Here is a 20,349-nt window from a genome sequence, read left to right on the forward strand (position 1 = left end):
TGCGGATAGCAGCCGGTGCGCATGCCACTCACGGGGAGGGGCCCCGGCCGGTCGGTCCGGCCGGGGCCCTTCTCTTACGAGGTGCGGCGTCTCTTACGAGGTGCGGCGCGCGTCTTTCTCACGGGTGGTGACTACGCCGTGCCGCTGTCGCCGCCGGTCTCCGTCTCGCCCTCGTCGTCCTCTTCCGCGACGGGGGTCGGAGGCACCTTGGCCGGTGTCACGCCGGTGAGATAGGCGGAGACGACGACGTTGGCGCTGTAGGCGCGCTGGGTGCGGTCGTAGCTGCCGCCGCAGGTGATCAGCCGGAGCTCGGCGCGGTCCGGCTCGCGCGCCCCGTAGACCTTCTCGGCGTCGAACTGGTCGTTGGCGACGACCGAGATGTCCTCGATGACGAACTCGGCGACGGAGCCGTCCTGGCGGGCGATCCAGATGTGCTGGCCGCGTTTGACGACGCTGAGGCCGGCGAAGACGGCGAGGGCCCGGTCGGTGTCGACATGGCCGACGAGGACGGCGGCGCCGGCGCTGCCGGGCTGCGGTCCGTCCTTGTACCAGGCGACGGAGTTGGCCCGCTCGTACGGCGGTGGCTCGACCCCGCCCAGCGGGTCGAGGCCGTGGCCCTCGATCGGGGCCTTCAGGCCGATGGCCTTGATGGCCAGGGCCTTGGGATCGGTCTGGGGGCCCGCCCCCGGCAGCGGGTCGTGTGCCGGGGGCAGGCCGTGCGCGGGAGAGTGGCCCTTGGCCGCGACGCCGCCGGGAGCCTTGGCGAGCTCTCCCGTGGTGCCGCTGCCACACAGGCACAGGGCGAGCAGCAGGGCCGCCCAGGCCACTCCTGTCAGCAGGCGGCGTCCGCCACCTGTGCGCGGTTCTGACATGACGCCCGTTCTCTTCCCGTCACTGCTTGGCGGTGTTGACGCGACGGCGGTACCAGACCATGCCGCCGACGAGGCCCGCCGCCGCGGTGGCGCCGAGGATCAGGACAGGAGCGTCGGGGACCGACGAGGCCGTGGCCGCGAGCGCGGCAGCACCGCCACCCGCGTGCGAGGGGTGGTGCGGGCGGTGACCGTCGTGGCGGCCGTCGTGGTCGTGACGCCCGTCGTGGTCGCCGCGGCCGTCGTGGTCACCGCGACCGTCGTGGTCGTGACGCCCGTCGTGGTCGTGGCGGCCATCGTGGTCGTGGCGACCGTCGTGGTCGTGACGTCCGTCGTGGTCGTGGCGACCGTCGTGGTCACCGCGGCCGTCGTGGTCGCCCCAGTCGTCGTCGTGGTCCTTGCGGCCGTCGTCGTCGCGGCCGTCGTGGTCGTGGCGCCCGTCGTGGCGACCGTCGTGGTCGTGGCGACCGTCGTGGTCACCGCGGCCGTCGTGGTCGTCGCAGTCGTCGTCGTCATCGTGGTGACGGCCGTCGTGGTCGTGGCGACCGTCGTGGTCATGACGGCCGTCGTGGTCGTGACGCCCGTCGTGGCGACCGTCGTGATGACCGGGGCCGTCGGTCTCGGGGACGGCTCCGACCTCACCGGCCGCAGGGACCGAGGAGCCGAAGGCGTAAGCAGGGACGACGGGGGCCGCACAGACAGCGACGACCGTCGCAGCACCGCATATGGCGGAGCGGATGGAAACCATGGTGGTACCTCCTTCAATTCACGAGGCTCACCCGGGCACCTCCCGCGCGCATCCGCTGCGTGGTCGACTTGCTCCATTCGGTGACCGATCCACCCGTTTCGCCGCCGGGCCGCCCGCGTGCCCTCGCCGCGCGGGCGGCGGGAGCGGAGGGCCGGGGCGGCGAGTAGACCCACGACCGGGCCCGCGTACCCGTACGCGCCCGGGCACGACGAAGCCCCCTGCCCGCGCACGTCGCGGGCAGGGGGCTCATGTCCCGTCGGGGACCTACGGCTGCTTCGAAGGGGCTACTTCTTCTTGCCCTGGTTCTTCACGGCCTCGATGGCGGCCTTGGCGGCCTCCGGGTCGAGGTAGGTGCCGCCCGGCTTGACCGGCTTGAAGTCGGCGTCCAGCTCGTAGGCCAGCGGGATGCCGGTCGGGATGTTCAGGCCCGCGATGTCCGCGTCGGAGACGCCGTCGAGGTGCTTGACCAGCGCGCGCAGGCTGTTGCCGTGGGCGGCGACCAGGACCGTGCGGCCCGCGAGGAGGTCCGGGACGATGCCGTCGTACCAGTACGGCAGCATGCGGACGACGACGTCCTTGAGGCACTCGGTCTTCGGGCGCAGCTCCGGCGGGATGGCGGCGTAGCGCGGGTCGTCGCTCTGCGAGAACTCCGTGCCGTCCTCAAGGGCCGGCGGCGGGGTGTCGTAGGAACGGCGCCAGAGCATGAACTGCTCCTCGCCGAACTCGGCCAGGGTCTGGGCCTTGTCCTTGCCCTGGAGGGCGCCGTAGTGGCGCTCGTTCAGCCGCCAGGAGCGGTGGACGGGGATCCAGTGGCGGTCCGCGGACTCCAGCGCGAGCTGCGCGGTGCGGATGGCGCGCTTCTGGAGGGACGTGTGGACCACGTCGGGGAGCAGGCCGGCGTCCTTGAGCAGCTCACCGCCACGGACTGCCTCCTTCTCACCCTTCTCGTTGAGGTTGACGTCCACCCAACCGGTGAACAGGTTCTTGGCGTTCCACTCGCTCTCGCCGTGGCGGAGGAGGATCAGCTTGTACGGTGCGTCGGCCATGCCCCTGAGCGTAATCGACGGTAAGGGTGGCGCAGCGCGCGCTGTCCGTGATAGCGGCGCGCCCGGCCCCGCGCCGCAGCGCACGGGGGCCGGGCGATCGCGCTTCGGGCCGTCCTAGGCCCCGTCGGACCCGCTCGGTTTGGTGAGCCGTGTGAACGCGTCCAGGTTCCGCGTCGACTCCCCCCGCTCCGTACGCCACGCGTACTCCTTACGGATCGCCGTCGCGAAGCCCATCTCCAGCAGCGTGTTGAAACTGCCGTCCGCGTGCTCCAGCACGGTGCCCAGGATCCGGTCGATCTCGTCCGGGGTCACCGCGGCGAGCGGCAGCCGGCCGACCAGGTAGATGTCGCCGAGCCGGTCGGTGGCGTAGGCCACCCCGTAGAGGCGGGTGTTCCGCTCCAGCAGCCAGCGGTGCACCGCCGCGTGGTTCTCGTCGGGGCAGCGGACGACGAAGGCGTTGACCGACAGGGAGTGCTTGCCGACGATCAGGGAGACGGTCGTCGACAGCTTGCGCGTGCCGGGGAGTTTGACCACATACGTGCCGTCGGCGGGGCTCTCCCATTCGAGCCCTGCCTCGTGGAACGTCTGCTCGATGACGGATTTCGCGTCAGACATGGTTCGAGCGTAGGCGACGGCGCCGTTCGTTGATCGCCGCGGTGTACACCTCGGCCGTGGCGGCCGCCGCGGTGTCCCAGCCGAAGGAGCGCGCGTGCCGGGCCGCGGCCTCGCCCATCCGGCCCACCAGGGCGGAGTCGTCGGCGAAGCGGTCCAGCGCGCGGCCGTAGTCGGCGGGGTCGTGGCCGGAGACCAGGAAGCCGCTGACGCCGTCGCGCACGGCCACCGGGAGCCCGCCGACCGCGGCCGCGACCACGGGCGTGCCGCACGCCTGCGCCTCGGCCGCGACCAGGCCGAAGGACTCGCTGTACGAGGGCATGACCAGTACGGAGGCGGCGCGGTACCAGTCGGCGAGCTGGTCCTGGCCGACCGGCGGACGGAAGCGGACCACGTCGGCGATGCCCAGCTTGGCGGCCAGCTTCTGCAGGCCCTCGGGCTTGGCCAGACCGCTGCCGCTGGGCCCGCCGACGACGGGGACGACGACGCGCGTACGCAGCTCCGGCCGCCGGTCGAGGAGGTCGGCGACGGCGCGCAGCAGGATGTCGGGGGCCTTCAGGGGCTGTATCCGCCCGGCGAAGAGCGGGACCAGCGCGTCGGCGGGCAGGCCCAGCCGCTGCCGGGCGGCGGCCCGGCCGTCGGCGGGCGTGAAGCGGTCGAGGTTGACGCCCGGGTGCACGACGGCGACCTTGCCGGGGTCGGCCTCGTAGTGGTGGACGAGCTCCTCGGCCTCGCCGTCCGTGTTGGCGATCAGCCGGTCGGAGGCCCGGACGATCTGGGTCTCGCCGATCACGCGGGCGGCCGGCTCGGGGGTGTCGCCCGCCGCGAGCGCGGCGTTCTTCACCTTGGCCATGGTGTGCATGGCGTGCACGAGCGGGACGCCCCAGCGCTCGGCGGCGAGCCAGCCGACGTGGCCGGAGAGCCAGTAGTGGGAGTGGACGAGGTCGTAGTGGCCGGGCCGGTGGCCGGCCCACGCCTGCATCACACCGTGGGTGAAGGCGCAGAGCTGGGCGGGCAGCTCCTCCTTGGCCAGGCCCTCGTACGGGCCCGCGTCGATGTGGCGGACGAGCACGCCGGGCGCCAGCTCCACGGCCGGCGGCAGCCCGCCGGTGGTGGCCCGGGTGAAGATCTCGACCTCGATGCCGATGGCGGCCAGGCGCTTGGCCAGCTCGACGATGTAGACGTTCATGCCGCCCGCGTCGCCCGTGCCCGGCTGGTGCAGGGGCGAGGTGTGGACGCTGAGCATCGCCACCCGGCGCGGCCTGCGGGCGCCGCCGAGGCGCCGGAGCGGGGTGTTGGCGAGCGTACCGAGCGCGCGGCCCCTGCGGGCGCCGAGCCTGGATGCGTACTGGCTCACCGTACGAGTCCTCCGTCCGCCTGGGGCCTGGGGCGTGCGCCGCCCGAGGCGTACACCACCTGTCAGCCCTCCCAACACCGACGGTGCCGGGTCCCCTTCCCGCTTTGCCAAAAAGTGACGTAGCGCACCGGAGCCCTCACCGTCGGGAGAGGGCCACCCCCACGGCGAGCTGCGCCGCGGCCGTCGCGAGGAGCAGGGCCATGGGCGCCGTCCAGCCACCGGTGGCACCGTGCAGCAGCCCCACGGCCAGGGGGCCGAGCGCGGCGACGAGATAGCCGAGGGACTGCGCGAGGGTGGACAGGGCCGTGGTCTCCGCCGGGCTGCCGCCGCTCCGTGCGATCACGGCGAGCACCAGCGGGAACGAGCACATCCCCAGCCCCGTCAGCACCGCCCACACCCAGGGCAGCGCCACGGGTGCCACCAGCAGTCCGCCGAACCCCGCGAGCATCGCCAGCGACACCGCGACGAAGGCGCCGCGCAGCCGGCCGGGCTCCTTGGCGAGGGCCAGCACCGCGAACGACACGGGTATCCCCACGGCCTGGGTCACGGCGAGCACGGCGCCCGCGCGGCCCTCGGACATGCCCTGCCCGGACAGCAGCGAGGGCAGCCAGCCGACCACCGCGTAGGCGTTCAGCGCCTGGAGGCCGAAGTAGGCGGTGACCAGGGCGCCGGTCCGGGTGCGGGCCATGGCCCAGGGGGAGACGGGGGCGGAGGGCTGCCGCGCGGGGCCGTGCCCGGCGGCCCGGCGGGGCCCTTCCCGTGGGGCGCGGATCCCGGCCCACACCGCCGCGGCCACGAGCGCGGGCGCGGCCCAGACCGCGAGCCCGAGCGACGGCGAGCCCACGGCGTCGGCCACCGGCACGGCGGCGGCGGAGGCCAGGGCCGCGCCGAGGGCGAGGACGGTCGTGTAGAGCCCGGTGAGCGGGCCGATCCGGTCGGGGAAGTGGGACCGGACGAGCGTGGGCAGCAGGACGTTGCACAGGGCGAGCCCGGACATGCCGAGCACCGTGCCGGCGAGCAGCGCCCAGGTGGCGGGCACGGCCCGGACGGCGAGCCCGGCGGTGAGCGCGGCGGTCGCCAGCAGAACGGTCCGCTCGGCACCGAGCCGCCGCGCGAGGGTGCCCGTACCGGCACCGGCGGCCGCGAAGCAGAGCGTCGGCAGGGTCGGCAGCAGCGCCACGACGGGGGGCGACAGGCCGAGGGAACCACGGAGGGCGTCGAGGAGCGCGGAGGCGCTGCTGATGCCGAGACGGAGGTTGAGGGCGGTGAGGAGAACGGCGAGGAGGGTGAGGAGGGCGGGCGGGAGTGGGGGGTGGGTGGGGAGGGGGCGTGGACGGCACCGGGCCGGGCCGGGCCGGGCCGGGGAGGCAGTCGAGGCCGGGGAGGCAGTCGAGGCCGGGGAGGCAGTCGAGGTCCGGCACGAGGCTGTGGTCAGGCTCGGGCTCGGGCTCGGGCTCGGGGCCAGGGGCGCGGACAGGGACGGGCTGGGGCCCGGTACCGGACCCGCCGCCAGGGAGGCGGGGGCGGACGGGGCGGGCTCGGGGCCGGGCGGAACCCGGGGGCGCGGTGGCGGAACCCGGGGGCGGCGGGGCGGGACTCATGACATCAAACGTAAGACGTCTGACGTTTGATGTCCATGCGGAAAGGACGGGTACGGTGTCCGCATGACTCTGGAACCGGTACGCCGACCGGCGCTCTCCGACGAGGTCATCGACCGGATCCGGGCCCGCATCGCCTCCGGCGAATGGCCCGTCGGCACCCGCATCCCGCCCGAGCCCGAGCTGATGCGCCAGCTCCAGGTGGCGCGCGGCACCCTCCGCGAGGCCGTGCGCGCGCTCGCCCACAGCGGCCTCCTCGACGTACGGCGCGGCGACGGCACGTACGTGAACGCCACCAGCGAACTGTCCGGCGCCGTCACCCGCCTCTACGGCGGCAGCGGTCTCGGCCAGCTGCTGGAGGTGCGCGAGGCGCTGGACGCGCAGGCCGCGCGGCTGGCCGCGGTACGGGCCGACGAGGCCGCGCTCGACGCCCTCGCGGCGTGCCTGGCGCGGCGCGCCGCCGCCTGGGACGCGCGGGACTTCGAGGCGTGGGTCACCGCCGACTGGGACTTCCACGCCGGGGTCGCCGACGCGGCGGGCAACCCGCTGCTGGCCGAGCTCTACCGCAACCTCGCCGGCCCGCTGCGCGCCGCCATGACCGGCGCCTGGGCGAACCCGGGCTTCCAGGGCGCCGACCCGGTGGGCCACGAGACGCTGCTGGCCGCGCTGCGCGGCCGCGACCCGGCGGAGGCCGGCCGGCAGGCCGGGGCGAACGTCTCCGACACACGGGAGTGGGACGCGGCCGGAGAGGCTTAGGCTCTTGCCCATGGCCGCCCGCACCACCCCGCACCACCGCCCGATCGGCTCGGTGACCCGCGGCACCACCAACCCCAACCGCCTCCGCCGCATGGACCGCTGGATCGCCGACGCGCACGGCGCGGCGCTACGGGCCAGCGCGGACCCCGTCGCCGTCGACCTGGGCTACGGCGCCGCGCCCTGGACGGCCGTCGAGCTGCTGGGGCGGCTGCGCACGGTGTGCCCGGCGGCCGAGGTCGTCGGCGTGGAGATCGAACCGGCCCGGGTCGAGGCGGCCCGGCCGTACGAACGCGAGGGCCTGACCTTCCGGCACGGCGGGTTCGAGGTGCCGCTGGCGGCGGGCCGCCGGCCCGCGCTGATCCGCGCCGCGAACGTCCTGCGGCAGTACGACGAGGAGCAGGTCGCCGGCGTATGGGCCCGGCTGTGCGCGCGGCTCGCGCCGGACGGGCTGCTCGTCGAGGGCACGTGCGACGAGATCGGCCGCCGGCACGTCTGGGTCGCGCTGGGCCCGGAGGGGCCGCGCACGGTCACCTTCGCGACCCGGCTGGGCTCGCTGGACACCCCGTCCGACCTGGCCGAACGCCTTCCCAAGGCGCTCATCCACCGCAATGTGCCGGGCGAGCCCGTGCATGCCTTCCTGCGCGACTTCGACCGGGCGTGGGCGGCGGCGGCGCCGTACGCGTCGCTGAGCGCGCGGCAGCGGTGGATTCGTGCGGTGGGGTCCTTGCAGGCGGACTGGCCGCTGGTGGACGGGGGGCGGCGGTGGCGGCAGGGTGAGGTGACGGTGCGCTGGGAGGCGCTGGCGCCGCGCGGGTAGCCGCCTGCGGCGGGCTTTTTCCCCTCCCCGCCCCTTCCCGAACCGGGGCTCCGCCCCGTACCCCGGTCCTCAAGCGCCGGACGGGCTGAGTTGTTGCCCGGAACCGGGCAGAAAAGCCGGCCCGTGGCACGGGAAAGCCGTCCCCGGACAGGGGCGAAATCCAGCCCGTCCGGCGCTTGAGGACACCGCGCGGAGCGCGGAAAAGGGGCCCGGGGCGCCAGCCCCGGTTACGGGAAGGGGCGGGGAGGGGAACAAGCCCCGCGCAGCGGCAAACCCACCGGCACCATGGAAGGCATGGAAGAGCCGCGGACAGTTCAGGCTGCGGGCTGCGTCCTGTGGCGCAGCTCCCCCACCGGCGAAGGCATCGAGCTCGCGCTGGTCTTCCGGCCCAAGTGGGCGGACTGGTCACATCCGAAAGGCAAGCTCAAGCGCGGCGAGAGCGCCCGTGCCGGGGCCGTGCGCGAGGTGCTGGAGGAGACCGGCATGACATGCGTCCTCGGAGCCGCGTTGCCGACCGCGCGGTACATCGACGCGCAGGGCCGTCCGAAAGAGGTCCGCTACTGGGCCGCGCGGGCGGTGAGCGGCGAGTTCGTACCCAACAGCGAGACGAGCCGGCTGGTCTGGCTCACGCCCGACGACGCGCACGGGAGACTCACCCACCACCGGGACAGGGAGCTGATCACCTTCCTGAACGCCGCCCTCCTCGAACTCGGCAGCGGCGAGGAGAACCGGTGACCGCGGGGCCGGTCAGCGGGCGGCGGTCGCCCGGCCGGTGGTCCTCGTCAGGCCCAGCACGAGGAAGGCGAGGACGGCCGAGAGGGTCATGCCGGCGAACATGGGCAGTGCGGTGCGGTCGCCGCCGATGCCCACGAGAGGGGCGGCGACGGCGCTCAGGATGCTCTGCACCGTGCCCAGGAGCGCGGAGCCGGTTCCGGCGGCGTGAGGGACGCGTTCCAGGGCGAGTGCCGCCGCGTTGATGCTGACGAGGCTGATGCCGACGAACGTGACGTAGAGCAGGGTCAGGACCACGGGCAGGCTCAGCAGGTCGGCCAGCGCGAGCGCGCACAGCGCGGCGGAGCCGGCGAGCATCACCCAGAGCCCCGTGCGCAGGAGCCCCTTGGGGGTGAAGCGGCCGACGAGCCGGGTGATGACGAGGCCGGACACGACGCTGACGGCGCCGACGGAGGCGAACGCGGCGGAGGTCCGGCCGACGCTCAGGCCGAACAGGTTCTGGAAGAGGAAGGACGCACCGCCCAGGTAGCAGAAGAGCACGGCCAGGGCCATGCCGAAGCAGAGCGTGTGCCCCAGGTAGGGGCGGTTGGCCAGGACCTCGGACACGGAGCGGACCGTCGCCCGGGCGCCGCCGGTCCGGCGGCGTTCGCGCGGCAGGGTCTCGGGTATCGCGAAGAGCGCGCCGACGAGGGCGAGGAGCGTGGTGGCGGCCAGGACCCAGAACACCGCGCGCCAGTCGGCGGCCTCGATCACGGCGCCGCCCAGCACCGGCGCGACGGCCGGGGCGATGCCGAGCAGCGACATCAGCACGCCCAGCAGCTTCGCCGCCTTCTCGCCGGTGGCGATGTCGGAGATCACCGCGCGGCCGATGACCACGCCGGCGGCACCGGTGAAGCCCTGGAGGAAGCGCAGGGCGACCAGCGTGCCGAGCGAGGGGGTGAGCGCGCACAGGGCGGTGGCGACGACGCAGGCGGCCGTGCCCACCAGGATCGGCGTACGCCTCCCGAACCGGTCCGAGAGCGGTCCGAGGATCAGCTGCCCCAGGCCCATGCCGATCAGGAACGTGGTGAGGGTGAGCTGGACACCGGAGGCGTCGGCGCCCAGGTCCCCCGTCATCTGAGGGAAGGCGGGCAGGTACATGTCCGTGGCCAGCGGCATCACGAACGAGAGCAGCACGAGGGCCGCCGTCATCACAGGCATGGGGAAAACTCCGACGAGAGGACAGGTGCGCAGCGGGCCACACACACCAACGGCCTGGCCGCGCTGTCCTTGGAGCGGTCGGTACTCGTGCGTCGCCTGGTCACGACGGTATGGAGAAGGGGCGGAGCCCGCGTCGGGCCATAGACCGGAACGCTCCCCTCCGCCGGCCCTAAGGCCGGGGACCGGGGCGGTGGGCCGCAGGACCTCCGCCCTCGCGCACCCACGCTTCAACGAGTCGGATTCCCGTCACCGCACCTCATTGGTTGAGCATGTAACCATCCAGGGGAGGCGAGAGCAAGGGCGGGGACTTCCGCGAGGAGCCCCGACCGCTCTCCGGCGCGGCGCCCGCCGGGCCGGGCCGCCGAAGAGCGCGGCCGGCCGCCCGGACGAGGCCCCTGGCCGTCATGCCGTCATGCCGTCGGCACCGCCAGCCGCTGCCAGATCCGGCCGAAGGCGTAGCGCGCGGCCTCGACCTCGTGGCGCTGGTCCGCGTGGAGGACGCCCAGCGCGTAGGCCGTGGCCGGGGCGATCCGGGGCGTGCGGGCCGCGGCGGAGGCGGCGGCCGCGGCCTCGGCGGCGTCGCGGTGGCGGTCCAGGGCCTGGTTGGCACCCAGCAGCCGTACGGAGAGCGTGGGCTCGGCCTCGGACGCCACGTGCTCGTCCAGCACCTCCTGCGCGTACCGCCGGAGGCGCACCAGGCGTCGCACCTGGTGCCAGGGCGCGTCCTGCCGCCCCTCGGCGGGCGGCGCGTCCGGGGCCGGGACGGCGGCGAGGCCGTGGGTGAGCGCCTCGGCGTTGTACGGATGGCCGGCCACGGACAGCGGGAGCGCGTCCGCGGCGTCCGTCAGCCGCCGGTGCGCCTGCTCGGCGAGGCACGGCAGCGCCTCCCGGGCGAGCAGGTCGTGCGCGGCCGGGTCCAGCGGCAGTTCGGAGGCCAGCACGGCCGCCGCGTCCGCGACGGCGTGGAAGCGCGAGGAGCCCAGCGCCTGGAGCGCGGCCGAGTGCGCCCGCGTACGGGCCAGGGTCAACTGCCGCTCCAGCAGCGCCCCGGCGCGCGCCGCCCCGACCGTCATGCCTCCCCCGTCGCCGTACCCGCCGCGGCCGGCCGCCCGCGCGCCGGAAGCGCCCGCCCCCGTCTGCCCCATGGGCCCCTCCGCCCCGGACAGCCGGTGCAGCGCCCCCCGCAGCCGGGCCAGCCGGGCCGCGTGGGCGTGCTCGCGGCCGAGCGTGTCCGACAGCCACAGCAGCTCGGCCCGCAGCGGATCCGTCCAGTCGACGTCGGTGAGCGGGCGGTAGACGTGCAGCGTCCCCGCGATCCTGCGGGCGGAGCGGCGCAGCAGCCGGGACGCCTCGGTCGCGTCCTCCGCATCGGAGCCGCTCTCCCGGTGGAGCCGCAGGCTGCGCAGGAACTCCGCGGCCTGCGCGTGGAGATAGCCCGCCAGAACGGTCCCGGCGGTCGCTTCCGAAGAGGCCGGTCCCGAAGGTCCCGAAGAGGCCGGAGCCCCCTGCCCGGCCCCCCGCTCCCCCACCCTCGCCGGAGTCCGGGTCGTAGTCGTCGTGGCTGTAGTGGTCGTCGTGGTCGTTGTCGTCACGTCCTGCCCCCCGGCGGAGTGTTCCTGGGTGACCGCGCTCGGCGGGTCATGGGGTCGCTGAGCCACGCCGGCGCCTCCGCGCGTCGATGAGCATCTCCTGTACGTTCCGCAGCGGCTGCCCGTCCGCGTCCGTCGCGTGCCGGGTCCAGTCGCCGTCCCCGCCCAGGTGCCAGGAGGCGGTGGAGTCCGACATCCCCGTCTCCAGCAGCCTGCTGAGGGAGGCGCGGTGCGCGGGGTCGGTGACCCGGACGAGCGCCTCGATCCGCCGGTCGAGGTTGCGGTGCATCATGTCGGCGCTGCCGAGCCAGACTTCGGGCTCGCCGCCGTTCCCGAACGCGAAGACGCGTGAGTGTTCCAGGAACCGGCCCAGCACGCTCCGCACCCGGATGTTCTCCGAGAGGCCCTCGACCCCCGGCCGCAGCGAGCAGATGCCGCGCACCCACACGTCCACCGGCACACCGGCCCGGCCCGCCCGGTAGAGGGCGTCGACGACGGTCTCGTCCACCATCGAGTTGACCTTGATGCGGATGGAGGCGGGCCGCCCGGCGCGGTGGTGCGCGACCTCGTTGCCGATCCGGGCTATCAGTCCGTCGCGCAGCGATCTGGGGGCGACGAGCAGCCGCCGGTAGGTCTCGCGGCGGGAGTAGCCGGACAGCCGGTTGAAGAGGTCGGAGAGATCGGCGCCGACCTGCGGGTCGGCGGTGAGCAGGCCGAGGTCCTCATAGAGCCGGGCCGTCTTGGGGTGGTAATTGCCCGTTCCCACATGGGAATAGCGGCGGAGCGTCTCACCCTCCTGCCGGACCACCAGCGACAGCTTGCAGTGCGTCTTGAGCCCGACCAGGCCGTAGACGACGTGGCAGCCGGCCTCCTCCAGCTTCCGCGCCCACTTGATGTTCGCCTGCTCGTCGAACCGGGCCTTGATCTCGACGAGGACGAGCACCTGCTTGCCGGACTCGGCCGCGTCTATGAGCGCGTCGACGATCGGCGAGTCGCCGGACGTCCGGTACAGGGTCTGCTTGATGGCGAGCACGTCGGGATCGGACGCGGCCTGCTCCAGGAACGCCTGCACGGAGGTGGAGAAGGAGTCGTACGGGTGGTGCAGCAGGACGTCGCGCTCGCGCAGCGCGGCGAAGATGTCGGGCGCGGAAGCGGACTCGACCTCGGCGAGGTCCCGGTGGGTGCCCGCCACGTACTTGGGGTACTTGAGCTCGGGGCGGTCGAGGGCGGCGATGCGGAAGAGAGCCGTGAGGTCGAGCGGGCCGGGCAGCGGATAGACCTCGGCATCGGAGATCTTCAGCTCGCGGACGAGCAGGTCCAGGACGTACGGATCGATGGTCTCCTCGACCTCCAGCCGCACGGGCGGGCCGAAGCGGCGCCGCATGAGCTCCTTCTCCAGCGCCTGGAGGAGGTTCTCCGCGTCGTCCTCCTCGACCTCCAGGTCCTCGTTGCGCGTGACCCGGAACATGTGGTGCGCGAGGACCTCCATGCCCGGGAAGAGCTCCCCGAGATGGGCGGCGATGACGTCCTCCAGCGGGACGTACCGCCGCGCGGACGCCTCCAGGAAGCGCGAGAGGATCGGCGGCACCTTGACCCTGGCGAAGTGGTCGTGCCCGCTGACCGGGTTGCGGACGACCACGGCGAGGTTCAGGGACAGCCCGGAGATGTACGGGAAGGGGTGCGCGGGGTCGACGGCCAGCGGGGTCAGCACGGGGAAGATCTGCTGCTGGAAGAGCGCGCGGAGCCGCTCCTGCTCCTTCTCGGTCAGCTCGCCCCAGCGGATCAGGTGGATGCCGTGCTCGGCGAGCTCGGGTGCGACGTCCTGCTGGTAGCAGGCGGCGTGCCGGGCCATGAGCTCGCGGGAGCGGGCCCAGATCAGCTCCAGGACCTCGCGCGGCTGGAGGCCGGACGCCGAGCGGGTGGCCACTCCGGTGGCGATGCGGCGCTTGAGGCCGGCCACCCGCACCATGAAGAACTCGTCCAGATTGCCGGCGAAGATGGCCAGGAAGTTCGCCCGTTCCAGGAGCGGCGTGACCGGGTCCTCGGCCAGCTCCAGCACCCGTTCGTTGAACGCCAGCCAGCTGCGCTCCCGGTCCAGGAACCGGCCCTGCGGCAGCGGCTCCTCGTCGTACGGCCCGGCGCCCTCGTCCGCGTACGCCGCGTCGCCGTAGGTACCCAGGTCCGAGGCGTCGAGGTCGGGCTCCAGGACCGGGGCGGAGGGGCCCGCGACCGCGTACGGACGGTGGGCGGCGATGGACCCGACCGAGGGCTGCGGATTGCCGAAACCGTCCGCGTGCGACAGGCCGCCCTCGTGCGACGGGCCGCCGCGCGGCCGGTCTCCGTGCGGCCGGGGGGACGGACCGTGTGCCGGGACGCTGGAGGACTGGGTCATGTCCTCATTGTTCCGCGCGAGGGCTCCCACAGGCGCGCCGGAGCGCTGCCCGGAGGGGCGCGGGGCGATGTGGAGCCTTCGTTCGGGTGCGTCGGGCACGGCGGGCTGCATTCGGCAAGACTCGCAACCGCGGTTGAATCACGGGTAACGCTCACATGGCGCGCAGGGAAGCGGCAGCCCACTCCGGAGCGTCACCGCCCCGCGACGACCGGGCACGGCGGGCCCGGGACGATCCCCGGGACGGCCCCCGGGCCCCTCCCGCCCGTGCCCGCCCGTACCCGCCTACGCCCCGCCCGTACCCGCCTACGCCCCGCCCGTCAGCGGTGTCCCCGCCGCGTCCACCACAGCGCGCCCGCGCCGAGGGCCGCCCCCGCGGCCAGCACGATGCCCGTGTGGATGCCCTGGAGCGGCCAGAAGTGGGAGGCCGGGTGGTAGTCGACGTACCAGCCCGTGGCGTTGTGCCGGGTGAGGCAGTCGCCCCGGAACTTGTCCAGCAGGGTGCAGTCGGGCTCCGGCATCCGCCGGCCGGTGGCGGAGACGACGCCCCGCTCGAAGCGCCAGGAGTCGCCGCCGACGAGGTTCGGCACCTCGCGGTCGAGCAGGGTCTCCGAGGCCATCAGGTGCGGGCGGGCGGTGACCAGCGGCCAGTACAGCGCGAGCGAGGCCACGGCGGTGCCGGCCATGGCCGGCAGCACCCGCCTTACCAGCAGGCCGACGAGGGCGCCGAGCCCGATGGCGGCCAGCGAGTTCGCGACGGGGACGGCCCCCAGCGCGTCGAAGGCGTCGAACCAGCGCCGGTCGGCGAGCAGGGCCCCGGACTGGACGGAGACCACGGACCGCCAGGCCCAGGTGTGGAGCGCCGACAGCAGCGAGACACCGGCGAGCGCGGCCACCGCCGGGAGCGCGAGCTTCGCCGCGAACCAGCGCACCGGCGACACCGACTGCGTCCAGGCCATCTTGTACGCGCCGGTCTCCAGCTCCCGCGCGACGACGGGGCCGGCGACGAACAGCCCGAACAGCAGCGGCAGCCAGGTGAGCAGAAGTCCGTTGTAGCGCAGGAGGTCGGCGTACTCGTACTGGAACGAGGCGACGGCCATGTTCCACCGCTCGCACGCCTCCGGCCCGGCGCACGCCGACCGCAGCCCGTGCCGGTCGACGAACGACGTCATGGCGAAGCGCAGCCAGACCAGTTCGGCGCCGAAGGCGAGGAGGGCGCCCAGCGCGATCCAGGACGTGAGGCGGTGCTGGCGCCAGACGACCCAGGCGAGTCCGCGCAGGGTCGCCGGGCGGGCCGCCGGGGCGTCCGCGAGGGGCCGGGAGGTCAGGGCCGTGCTCACGCGGCCTTCTTCCAGGCGACGCGCGGCTCGGCGCTCGGGGTCAGGAGCGCGGGGGCGCCGGGCACCCGGAGGTGGGCCAGGAGGATCTCCTCCAGGGACGGCTCGGAGGCCCGCCACTCCCCCGCCACGGGGCCCTCGGGGCGTACGAGCGCGGTGAGCTGGCGGCCCGTGACCCGGGACTCGACGACCGTGTGGGCGGCGAACTCCCGGGGCGGCCCGGCGGTCTCGTGCCTGCCCACGAGGAGGGTGTGGGCGGCGAGCAGGTCCTCGACCTCGCCCGCGAGCCGCACCCGCCCGTCGGCTATCAGCAGCAGGTAGTCGCAGACCCCTTCGAGCTCGGCGAGGACGTGCGAGGACATGACGACGGTGATGGCGTGCTCGGCGGCCGCGGCCATGAGGGCGGCCGTCATGTCGTGGCGCGCGAGCGGGTCGAGGTCGGCCATGGGCTCGTCCAGGAGCAGCAGCGCGGGCCGCTTGCCGAGGGCGAGGGCGAGGGCCACCCGGGTGCGCTGGCCGCCGGAGAGGTCGCCGACGCGGGCCTGCGGGGAGAGGCCGCCGTCACCGACGAGCCGCTCGGCGGTGGCCTGGTCCCAGCTGCCCGGGTTGAGCTCGCGGCCCATGCGCAGGGTGTCGGCGATGGTGAAGCTGGGGTAGAGCGGCTTCTCCTGGGAGAGGAAGGCGACGTGCGGGCGGACCTCCGGGGCGCCGGGCGGGCGGCCGAAGACGGTCAGCGAGCCCCGGGTGGGCCGGCGGAGCCCGGCGGCGACGGAGAGCAGGGTGGACTTGCCGGCGCCGTTGGGCCCGACGAGCGCGCAGACCCGGCCGGCGGGCACCCGGAAGGAACAGTCGAGCAGCGCCGGGCCGCGCCGGTACGCCACGCCGAGGCCGACGGCCTCCAGGGCGGTGCGCTCGGGGTAGAAGGTCAGCTCGGTCATCCGGTCGTCGTCCCCTTGTCCACGTGCTGCGGGTCGTGCGGGGCCGCCGGCGCCGCTCCCGGCCCCGGCTCCGGCCCTGAGAAGCTGTCCTCCAGTACGGACGTGACCAGCGCGGCCACGTCCTCCCGGTCGAGTCCCGCCGCGCGGGCCCGGCCCATCCAGTCGGCGATCTCCGCGCGCAGCGGGGAGTCGGCGGCGGCCTGCGGCCGGGCGAGCGAGCGCCGGACGAAGGTGCCGAGCCCGGGGCGCGCCTCGACGAGGCCCTCGCGGTCGAGCTCGCGGTACGCCTTGAGGACGGTGTTCGGGTTGATGGCCGTGGCCGCGACGACCTCTTTGGCGGTGGGCAGCTTGTCGCCGGGGGTCAGCAGACCCAGCCGCAGGGCCTGTTTGACCTGCTGGACGATCTGCAGATAGGTGGCGACACCGCTGCGCCGGTCGATGCGGAACTCGACCACGCGCATCACCCTTTCACTACTTGACTAGTGAAAGGGTGATGGAAGCGCCCGACACCTGTCAAACGATGACCGTAAGGGCCGCGGCCCCTCGATCCGTGCCCGCTCAGCTCTCGGTGCGGTACATCAGGTCCGTCTCGTGCACGGCGAACCCCAGCCGCTCGTAGACGGCGACGGCGGGCAGGTTGTCCGCGTCGACGTACAGCATCGCGGTCGGCAGGCCCTGGGCCGCCAGGTGCCGCAGCCCGAGGGTGGTGAGCGACTTGCCGAGCCCGCCGCCCTGGAAGCCGGGCCGCACCCCGAGCACGTAGACCTCGCCGAGGCCCTCCGCGGCGTGCACCTTGGTCCAGTGGAAGCCGACGATCTCGCCGTCCTTCTCGGCCAGGAAGAAGCCCTCCGGGTCGAACCAGTCGGCGGCCTTACGGTCGTCGAGGTCGCGCTGGGTGAGCGAGCCCTGCTCCGGGTGGTGCGCGAAGGCCGCCGCGTTCAGGGCGAGCCAGGCGGCGTCGTCCTCGCCGGGCCGGAAGGCGCGGACGGTCACGCCCTCGGGCAGTACGGGCTCGGCCGGGTCCAGGCCGGCCAGCGGCCGGCGCATCTGGCGCAGCTCGCGGAAGAGGCTCAGGCCGAGCACCTGCGCGAGGTGCCGGGCGGCCGGGTGCCCGCCGTGCGCCCAGACCCGCAGCCGCTTGCCGGACTCCGCCAGCAGGGCGCTGCCCAGGGCCCGCCCGTGGCCACGCCCGCGGTGCTCCGGGTGCACGACCAGCTCACCGGCCGGGGCCTCCACGGGGTCGCTGTCCTCCAGCTGCGCGTAGCCGACGAGCTCCCCCTCGGCGTTCCGCACCAGTACGTGCCGCACCCCGGCCCGCCGCCCCTTGAGCTGGAGCCTGCCCTGCTCCGAGACGGCCGGCTGCCCGTCCACGGCCGCGGCCTCCGACACCAGCGCCAGCACGTCCCGCACCGGCTCCGGCGCCAGCTCCTCCAGCACCTCGATCGACCGCTGCCCGCCCACGTCATTCACCACGTCAGTCATGGGTCCGAGCCTACGGGCAGGGGACGGCGGGGTATCCGCATGGATGACGGCGGAACATCCGTAAGGACGGCGGCGGGACATCCGCGAGGACAACAGCTACCGATTCGTCACCTCAACCCTCCTGTCACGCTACGCGCGTTGACATAGGCTGCGGCCGACCGACGTACCCGCTGTACCTGCCAATTGCACAAAGGGGAACAAATGCACGCGCCGCCGCCCCGGAAGCGCCTCGCCACCCGGCTGACCGCGACCGCCGTCGCCCTCACCGCCACCGCCGGTGTCCTCGCCTCCGCCGCCCCGGCCAGCGCCGACACCTCGTGGGGCGGACTGTGGCAGCAGAAGCGGACCGTGGACGTCCAGCTGCTGTCGTTCAACGACCTGCACGGGAACCTGGAGCCGCCGCAGGGCTCCTCCGGCACCGTGACCGAGACGCAGGCGGACGGCACGAAGAAGGCGATACCCGCCGGCGGCGTGGAGTACCTCGCCAACTCGCTGCGCACGGCCCGTAAGGGTCACGAGTACTCGATCACCGCCGCGGCCGGCGACATGATCGGCGCCAGCCCCCTGATGACCGGCCTCTTCCACGACGAGCCGACCATCGAGGCGCTCAACAAGCTCGACCTCGACGTCACCTCCGTGGGCAACCACGAGTTCGACGAGGGCCGCGCCGAGCTGCTGCGCATGCAGAACGGCGGCTGCCACCCCAAGGAGGGCTGCTTCGAGAAGGGCAAGAAGTTCCGCGGCGCGGACTTCCCCTACCTCGCCGCGAACGTGACGGACGAGAAGACCGGCAAGCCGCTCTTCAAGCCGTACACGGTCTGGAAGCACAAGGGCGTGAAGATCGGCATCATCGGCCTCACCCTGAAGGGCACGCCCGACGTCGTCACGGCCGAGGGCGTCAAGGGCCTCAAGTTCGCCGACGAGGTCGCGACGATCGACAAGTACGCCAAGGAGCTCGACCGCCAGGGCGTGAAGTCCATCGTCACCCTCATCCACGAGGGCGGCATGCCCGCCTCCGGCTCGTACAACTACGACTGCGACACCCCGGGCGCGGGCGCCGGGATCTCCGGCGCGATCGTGGACATCGCGAAGAAGGCCACGCCGAAGGTCGACGCCTTCGTCACCGGCCACACCCACCAGGCGTACGCCTGCACCATCCCGGACCCCTCGGGCGCGCCCCGCACGGTCACCTCGGCGGCGTCCTTCGGCCGGCTCTACACCGACACGACCCTGACGTACGACCGGCGGACGAAGGACATCGTCCGGACGCCCGTGAAGAGCCCCAGGGCCGCGAACCACATCGTGGGCCGGGAGCAGCCGAAGGCGGCCGACATGACCGCCCTCATCGACCGCTGGAAGAAGCTGGCCGCCCCGGTGGCCAACAAGCCGGTCGGCTACATCAGCGCCGACATCAACGGCCGCGGCTCGGAGGCGTACGAGAAGCCGCTCGGCGACGTCATCGCCGACGCGCAGCTGGAGGCCCTCGCCCCGGCCGACAAGGGCGGCGCGCAGATCGCCTTCATGAACCCCGGCGGCATCCGCTCCGACCTGGCCCACAAGGCGTCGGGCGGCGAAGGCGACGGCGTCGTGACGTACGGCGAGGCGTTCACCGTCCAGCCGTTCACCAACATGATGCAGACGAAGGACCTGACCGGCGCCCAGCTGCTCGCCCTGCTCCAGCAGCAGGTCAGCGGCCCCAACGAGGCCGAGCCGAAGATCCTTCAGGTCAGCAAGGGCTTCACCTACACGCTCGACCTCACCAAGAAGGGCGCGGCGCGCGTCGACGCCGCCTCGGTGAAGCTGAACGGCACCGCGATCGACCCGGCGAAGACGTACCGCGTCGCGGCGAACGAGTTCCTCGCGGGCGGCGGTGACGGCTTCGTGGCCTTCAAGGACGGCACGAACAAGCGGGTCGGCGCCTCCGACCTGGACGTCTTCAACGCCTACCTGACGGCGCACTCCTCGGCGAGCTCGCCGCTGGCCCCGCCGAAGGCGGACCGCATCACCGTGGTGAAGTAACGCGGCCGTGAAGTAACGCGGTCAGGAAGTAACGGTCGTGAAGTAGCACGGTCGTGAAGTACCGCGCGGAGGATGTACGAGCGCCGGTGCGTGGCAACGCGCGCCGGCGCTCCCGTGCGTACGGGCCCGGGCGCGGGCCACCGCGCTCCGGGCGGCCGCCGTTTGTCGGACAACCAAAGGGAAAGAACTGGCACACCCGCCACGCCCGACCCCAGGAGAGTCCCATGTCGACCACCCGGCGCGTCCTGACCGCCCTCGCCGCCACCGCCCTGCTCAGCGTCGGCGCGGCGGCGCTGGCGGCACCCGCGCAGGCGGACGTCCACGCCAACGTGCTGGGCGGCGTCGTCACCGCGAACACGAACGGCACGAACGGCACGATCGACGTGGCCCTCGTAGGACAGACGATCCTCAGCCTCCCGAACCTCCTCGGCCTCTGAGCCGTACGAGCCGGGCCGCGCCGCCGAGCGCTCCGCTGGAACTCCGGCGAGTCATCCGCGGGTGCGTCGTGGCCGGCCGCGCGGTTCCCCGCGCCCCTTCGGGGCACTGCCGGACCGCACCGGACCTCGCCGGGCCGGCTCAGAGCCTCTCCACCTCCGCGCCCGCCTTGGCCAGCAGCTGCTGCCCGATGTCCAGCAGCGCCCGGCCGCCCGCGAGCTCCTCCCCGATGCGCTTCTCGTCGGGGTCCCGGGGGTCGCGGGTGGCCTGGCCCCGGCCCCGGAGCTCATTGCCGTCGCGCAGCCGCAGCAGCGCGGCCGCGCGGGTGTGCGTGTCGTTCTCCTCGAACTCGACTTCCACGTGCCAGCCGGCTACCTGCATGGGTGTCTCCTCCGCTGATCCTCGGCGCCGGGTCCGCGCCGGGC

19 protein-coding genes are annotated in these 20,349 nt (G+C 73.8%); 5 read left to right on the top strand and 14 right to left on the bottom strand.

What is annotated here, in order from left to right:
* Positions 1 to 131 precede the first annotated feature (131 nt).
* The 6 genes from AF335_RS10165 to AF335_RS10190 form a co-directional block, all read right to left on the bottom strand.
* Entirely contained in the window at positions 132 to 872 is a 741-nt protein-coding gene (locus AF335_RS10165; RefSeq protein WP_102918032.1) for a class F sortase, read from the bottom strand.
* A gap of 19 nt (positions 873 to 891) precedes the next feature.
* Positions 892 to 1,617 carry a hypothetical protein gene (locus AF335_RS34545; protein WP_170127654.1) on the bottom strand — a complete coding sequence of 242 codons (726 nt, stop codon included), beginning with the start codon at positions 1,615 to 1,617 and terminating at the stop codon, positions 892 to 894.
* Between the two features lie 284 nt (positions 1,618 to 1,901).
* The gene (locus AF335_RS10175; protein WP_102918033.1) at positions 1,902 to 2,663 is read right to left on the bottom strand and encodes a phosphoglyceromutase; all 762 of its coding nucleotides are present in this window, start codon (positions 2,661 to 2,663) and stop codon (positions 1,902 to 1,904) included.
* A 114-nt stretch (positions 2,664 to 2,777) separates the two neighbouring features.
* A complete protein-coding gene (locus AF335_RS10180; protein WP_102918034.1) occupies positions 2,778 to 3,278 on the bottom strand; it encodes a type III secretion system chaperone family protein in 501 nt (166 codons plus the stop codon).
* Complete coding sequence (gene mshA, locus AF335_RS10185) at positions 3,271 to 4,632, bottom strand: D-inositol-3-phosphate glycosyltransferase (protein ID WP_244926984.1); 1,362 nt, start codon at positions 4,630 to 4,632, stop codon at positions 3,271 to 3,273. Before mshA ends, AF335_RS10180 begins: the two co-directional genes overlap by 8 nt.
* 136 nt (positions 4,633 to 4,768) lie before the next feature.
* On the bottom strand, positions 4,769 to 6,145 hold the full coding sequence (locus AF335_RS10190) for an MFS transporter (RefSeq protein ID WP_211304097.1): 1,377 nt from the start codon (positions 6,143 to 6,145) through the stop codon (positions 4,769 to 4,771).
* A gap of 151 nt (positions 6,146 to 6,296) precedes the next feature.
* On the opposite strand from AF335_RS10190, the gene AF335_RS10195 reads away from it, so the two are divergent.
* The 3 genes from AF335_RS10195 to AF335_RS10205 all read left to right on the top strand — a co-directional run bounded on the left by AF335_RS10195 (position 6,297) and on the right by AF335_RS10205 (position 8,538).
* Positions 6,297 to 6,986, top strand: coding sequence for a FadR/GntR family transcriptional regulator (locus AF335_RS10195; RefSeq protein WP_102918036.1), 690 nt, complete (start codon positions 6,297 to 6,299; stop codon positions 6,984 to 6,986).
* A gap of 10 nt (positions 6,987 to 6,996) precedes the next feature.
* The gene (locus tag AF335_RS10200; RefSeq protein WP_102918037.1) at positions 6,997 to 7,803 is read left to right on the top strand and encodes a class I SAM-dependent methyltransferase; all 807 of its coding nucleotides are present in this window, start codon (positions 6,997 to 6,999) and stop codon (positions 7,801 to 7,803) included.
* A gap of 294 nt (positions 7,804 to 8,097) precedes the next feature.
* Positions 8,098 to 8,538, top strand: coding sequence for an NUDIX hydrolase (locus tag AF335_RS10205; RefSeq protein WP_102918038.1), 441 nt, complete (start codon positions 8,098 to 8,100; stop codon positions 8,536 to 8,538).
* 12 nt (positions 8,539 to 8,550) lie between these two features.
* Here the strand turns inward: AF335_RS10205 and AF335_RS10210 are convergent, their stop codons facing one another.
* The 7 genes from AF335_RS10210 to mshD all read right to left on the bottom strand — a co-directional run bounded on the left by AF335_RS10210 (position 8,551) and on the right by mshD (position 17,470).
* Positions 8,551 to 9,735 carry a multidrug effflux MFS transporter gene (locus AF335_RS10210; protein WP_228773298.1) on the bottom strand — a complete coding sequence of 395 codons (1,185 nt, stop codon included), beginning with the start codon at positions 9,733 to 9,735 and terminating at the stop codon, positions 8,551 to 8,553.
* Positions 9,736 to 10,145: 410 nt separating this feature from the next.
* Positions 10,146 to 11,327, bottom strand: a complete 1,182-nt coding sequence (locus AF335_RS10215; RefSeq protein ID WP_376697792.1) for a CHAD domain-containing protein — start codon at positions 11,325 to 11,327, stop codon at positions 10,146 to 10,148.
* A gap of 46 nt (positions 11,328 to 11,373) precedes the next feature.
* Complete coding sequence (locus tag AF335_RS10220; protein ID WP_228773297.1) at positions 11,374 to 13,827, bottom strand: RNA degradosome polyphosphate kinase; 2,454 nt, start codon at positions 13,825 to 13,827, stop codon at positions 11,374 to 11,376.
* A gap of 206 nt (positions 13,828 to 14,033) precedes the next feature.
* Positions 14,034 to 15,053, bottom strand: a complete 1,020-nt coding sequence (locus AF335_RS10225; RefSeq protein ID WP_102918040.1) for a hypothetical protein — start codon at positions 15,051 to 15,053, stop codon at positions 14,034 to 14,036.
* Positions 15,050 to 15,988, bottom strand: coding sequence for an ABC transporter ATP-binding protein (locus AF335_RS10230; RefSeq protein ID WP_102918041.1), 939 nt, complete (start codon positions 15,986 to 15,988; stop codon positions 15,050 to 15,052). The genes AF335_RS10225 and AF335_RS10230 overlap by 4 nt, the downstream gene beginning before the upstream one ends.
* A complete protein-coding gene (locus tag AF335_RS10235) occupies positions 15,985 to 16,443 on the bottom strand; it encodes a GntR family transcriptional regulator (protein ID WP_102918700.1) in 459 nt (152 codons plus the stop codon). The genes AF335_RS10230 and AF335_RS10235 overlap by 4 nt, the downstream gene beginning before the upstream one ends.
* Before the next feature lie 103 nt (positions 16,444 to 16,546).
* A complete protein-coding gene (gene mshD, locus AF335_RS10240) occupies positions 16,547 to 17,470 on the bottom strand; it encodes a mycothiol synthase (protein WP_102918042.1) in 924 nt (307 codons plus the stop codon).
* 201 nt (positions 17,471 to 17,671) lie between these two features.
* On the opposite strand from mshD, the gene AF335_RS10245 reads away from it, so the two are divergent.
* Entirely contained in the window at positions 17,672 to 19,489 is a 1,818-nt protein-coding gene (locus tag AF335_RS10245) for a bifunctional metallophosphatase/5'-nucleotidase (RefSeq protein ID WP_102918043.1), read from the top strand.
* Positions 19,490 to 19,713: 224 nt separating this feature from the next.
* Positions 19,714 to 19,926: a hypothetical protein gene (locus tag AF335_RS10250; protein WP_102918044.1), complete on the top strand. Its 213-nt coding sequence runs from the start codon at positions 19,714 to 19,716 to the stop codon at positions 19,924 to 19,926.
* A 139-nt stretch (positions 19,927 to 20,065) separates the two neighbouring features.
* Here the strand turns inward: AF335_RS10250 and AF335_RS10255 are convergent, their stop codons facing one another.
* Positions 20,066 to 20,305, bottom strand: a complete 240-nt coding sequence (locus AF335_RS10255) for a DUF1876 domain-containing protein (protein ID WP_102918045.1) — start codon at positions 20,303 to 20,305, stop codon at positions 20,066 to 20,068.
* Positions 20,306 to 20,349 lie beyond the last annotated feature (44 nt).

Origin of the sequence: Streptomyces eurocidicus, from assembly GCF_002891295.1 — a bacterium.
Taxonomy (GTDB): domain Bacteria; phylum Actinomycetota; class Actinomycetes; order Streptomycetales; family Streptomycetaceae; genus Streptomyces; species Streptomyces eurocidicus.

Bases quoted from the DNA above. Each gene is read 5' to 3' on its own strand.
- AF335_RS10165 (WP_102918032.1), bottom strand. From the start codon at position 872: ATGTCAGAACCGCGCACAGGTGGCGGACGCCGCCTGCTGACAGGAGTG.
- mshD (WP_102918042.1), bottom strand. From the start codon at position 17,470: ATGACTGACGTGGTGAATGACGTGGGCGGGCAGCGGTCGATCGAGGTG.
- AF335_RS10250 (WP_102918044.1), top strand. From the start codon at position 19,714: ATGTCGACCACCCGGCGCGTCCTGACCGCCCTCGCCGCCACCGCCCTG.
- AF335_RS10230 (WP_102918041.1), bottom strand. From the start codon at position 15,988: ATGACCGAGCTGACCTTCTACCCCGAGCGCACCGCCCTGGAGGCCGTC.
- AF335_RS10180 (WP_102918034.1), bottom strand. From the start codon at position 3,278: ATGTCTGACGCGAAATCCGTCATCGAGCAGACGTTCCACGAGGCAGGG.
- AF335_RS10245 (WP_102918043.1), top strand. From the start codon at position 17,672: ATGCACGCGCCGCCGCCCCGGAAGCGCCTCGCCACCCGGCTGACCGCG.
- AF335_RS10220 (WP_228773297.1), bottom strand. From the start codon at position 13,827: ATGCAGCCCGCCGTGCCCGACGCACCCGAACGAAGGCTCCACATCGCC.
- AF335_RS10255 (WP_102918045.1), bottom strand. From the start codon at position 20,305: ATGCAGGTAGCCGGCTGGCACGTGGAAGTCGAGTTCGAGGAGAACGAC.
- AF335_RS10210 (WP_228773298.1), bottom strand. From the start codon at position 9,735: ATGCCTGTGATGACGGCGGCCCTCGTGCTGCTCTCGTTCGTGATGCCG.
- AF335_RS10200 (WP_102918037.1), top strand. From the start codon at position 6,997: ATGGCCGCCCGCACCACCCCGCACCACCGCCCGATCGGCTCGGTGACC.
- AF335_RS10205 (WP_102918038.1), top strand. From the start codon at position 8,098: ATGGAAGAGCCGCGGACAGTTCAGGCTGCGGGCTGCGTCCTGTGGCGC.
- AF335_RS10195 (WP_102918036.1), top strand. From the start codon at position 6,297: ATGACTCTGGAACCGGTACGCCGACCGGCGCTCTCCGACGAGGTCATC.
- AF335_RS10175 (WP_102918033.1), bottom strand. From the start codon at position 2,663: ATGGCCGACGCACCGTACAAGCTGATCCTCCTCCGCCACGGCGAGAGC.
- AF335_RS34545 (WP_170127654.1), bottom strand. From the start codon at position 1,617: ATGGTTTCCATCCGCTCCGCCATATGCGGTGCTGCGACGGTCGTCGCT.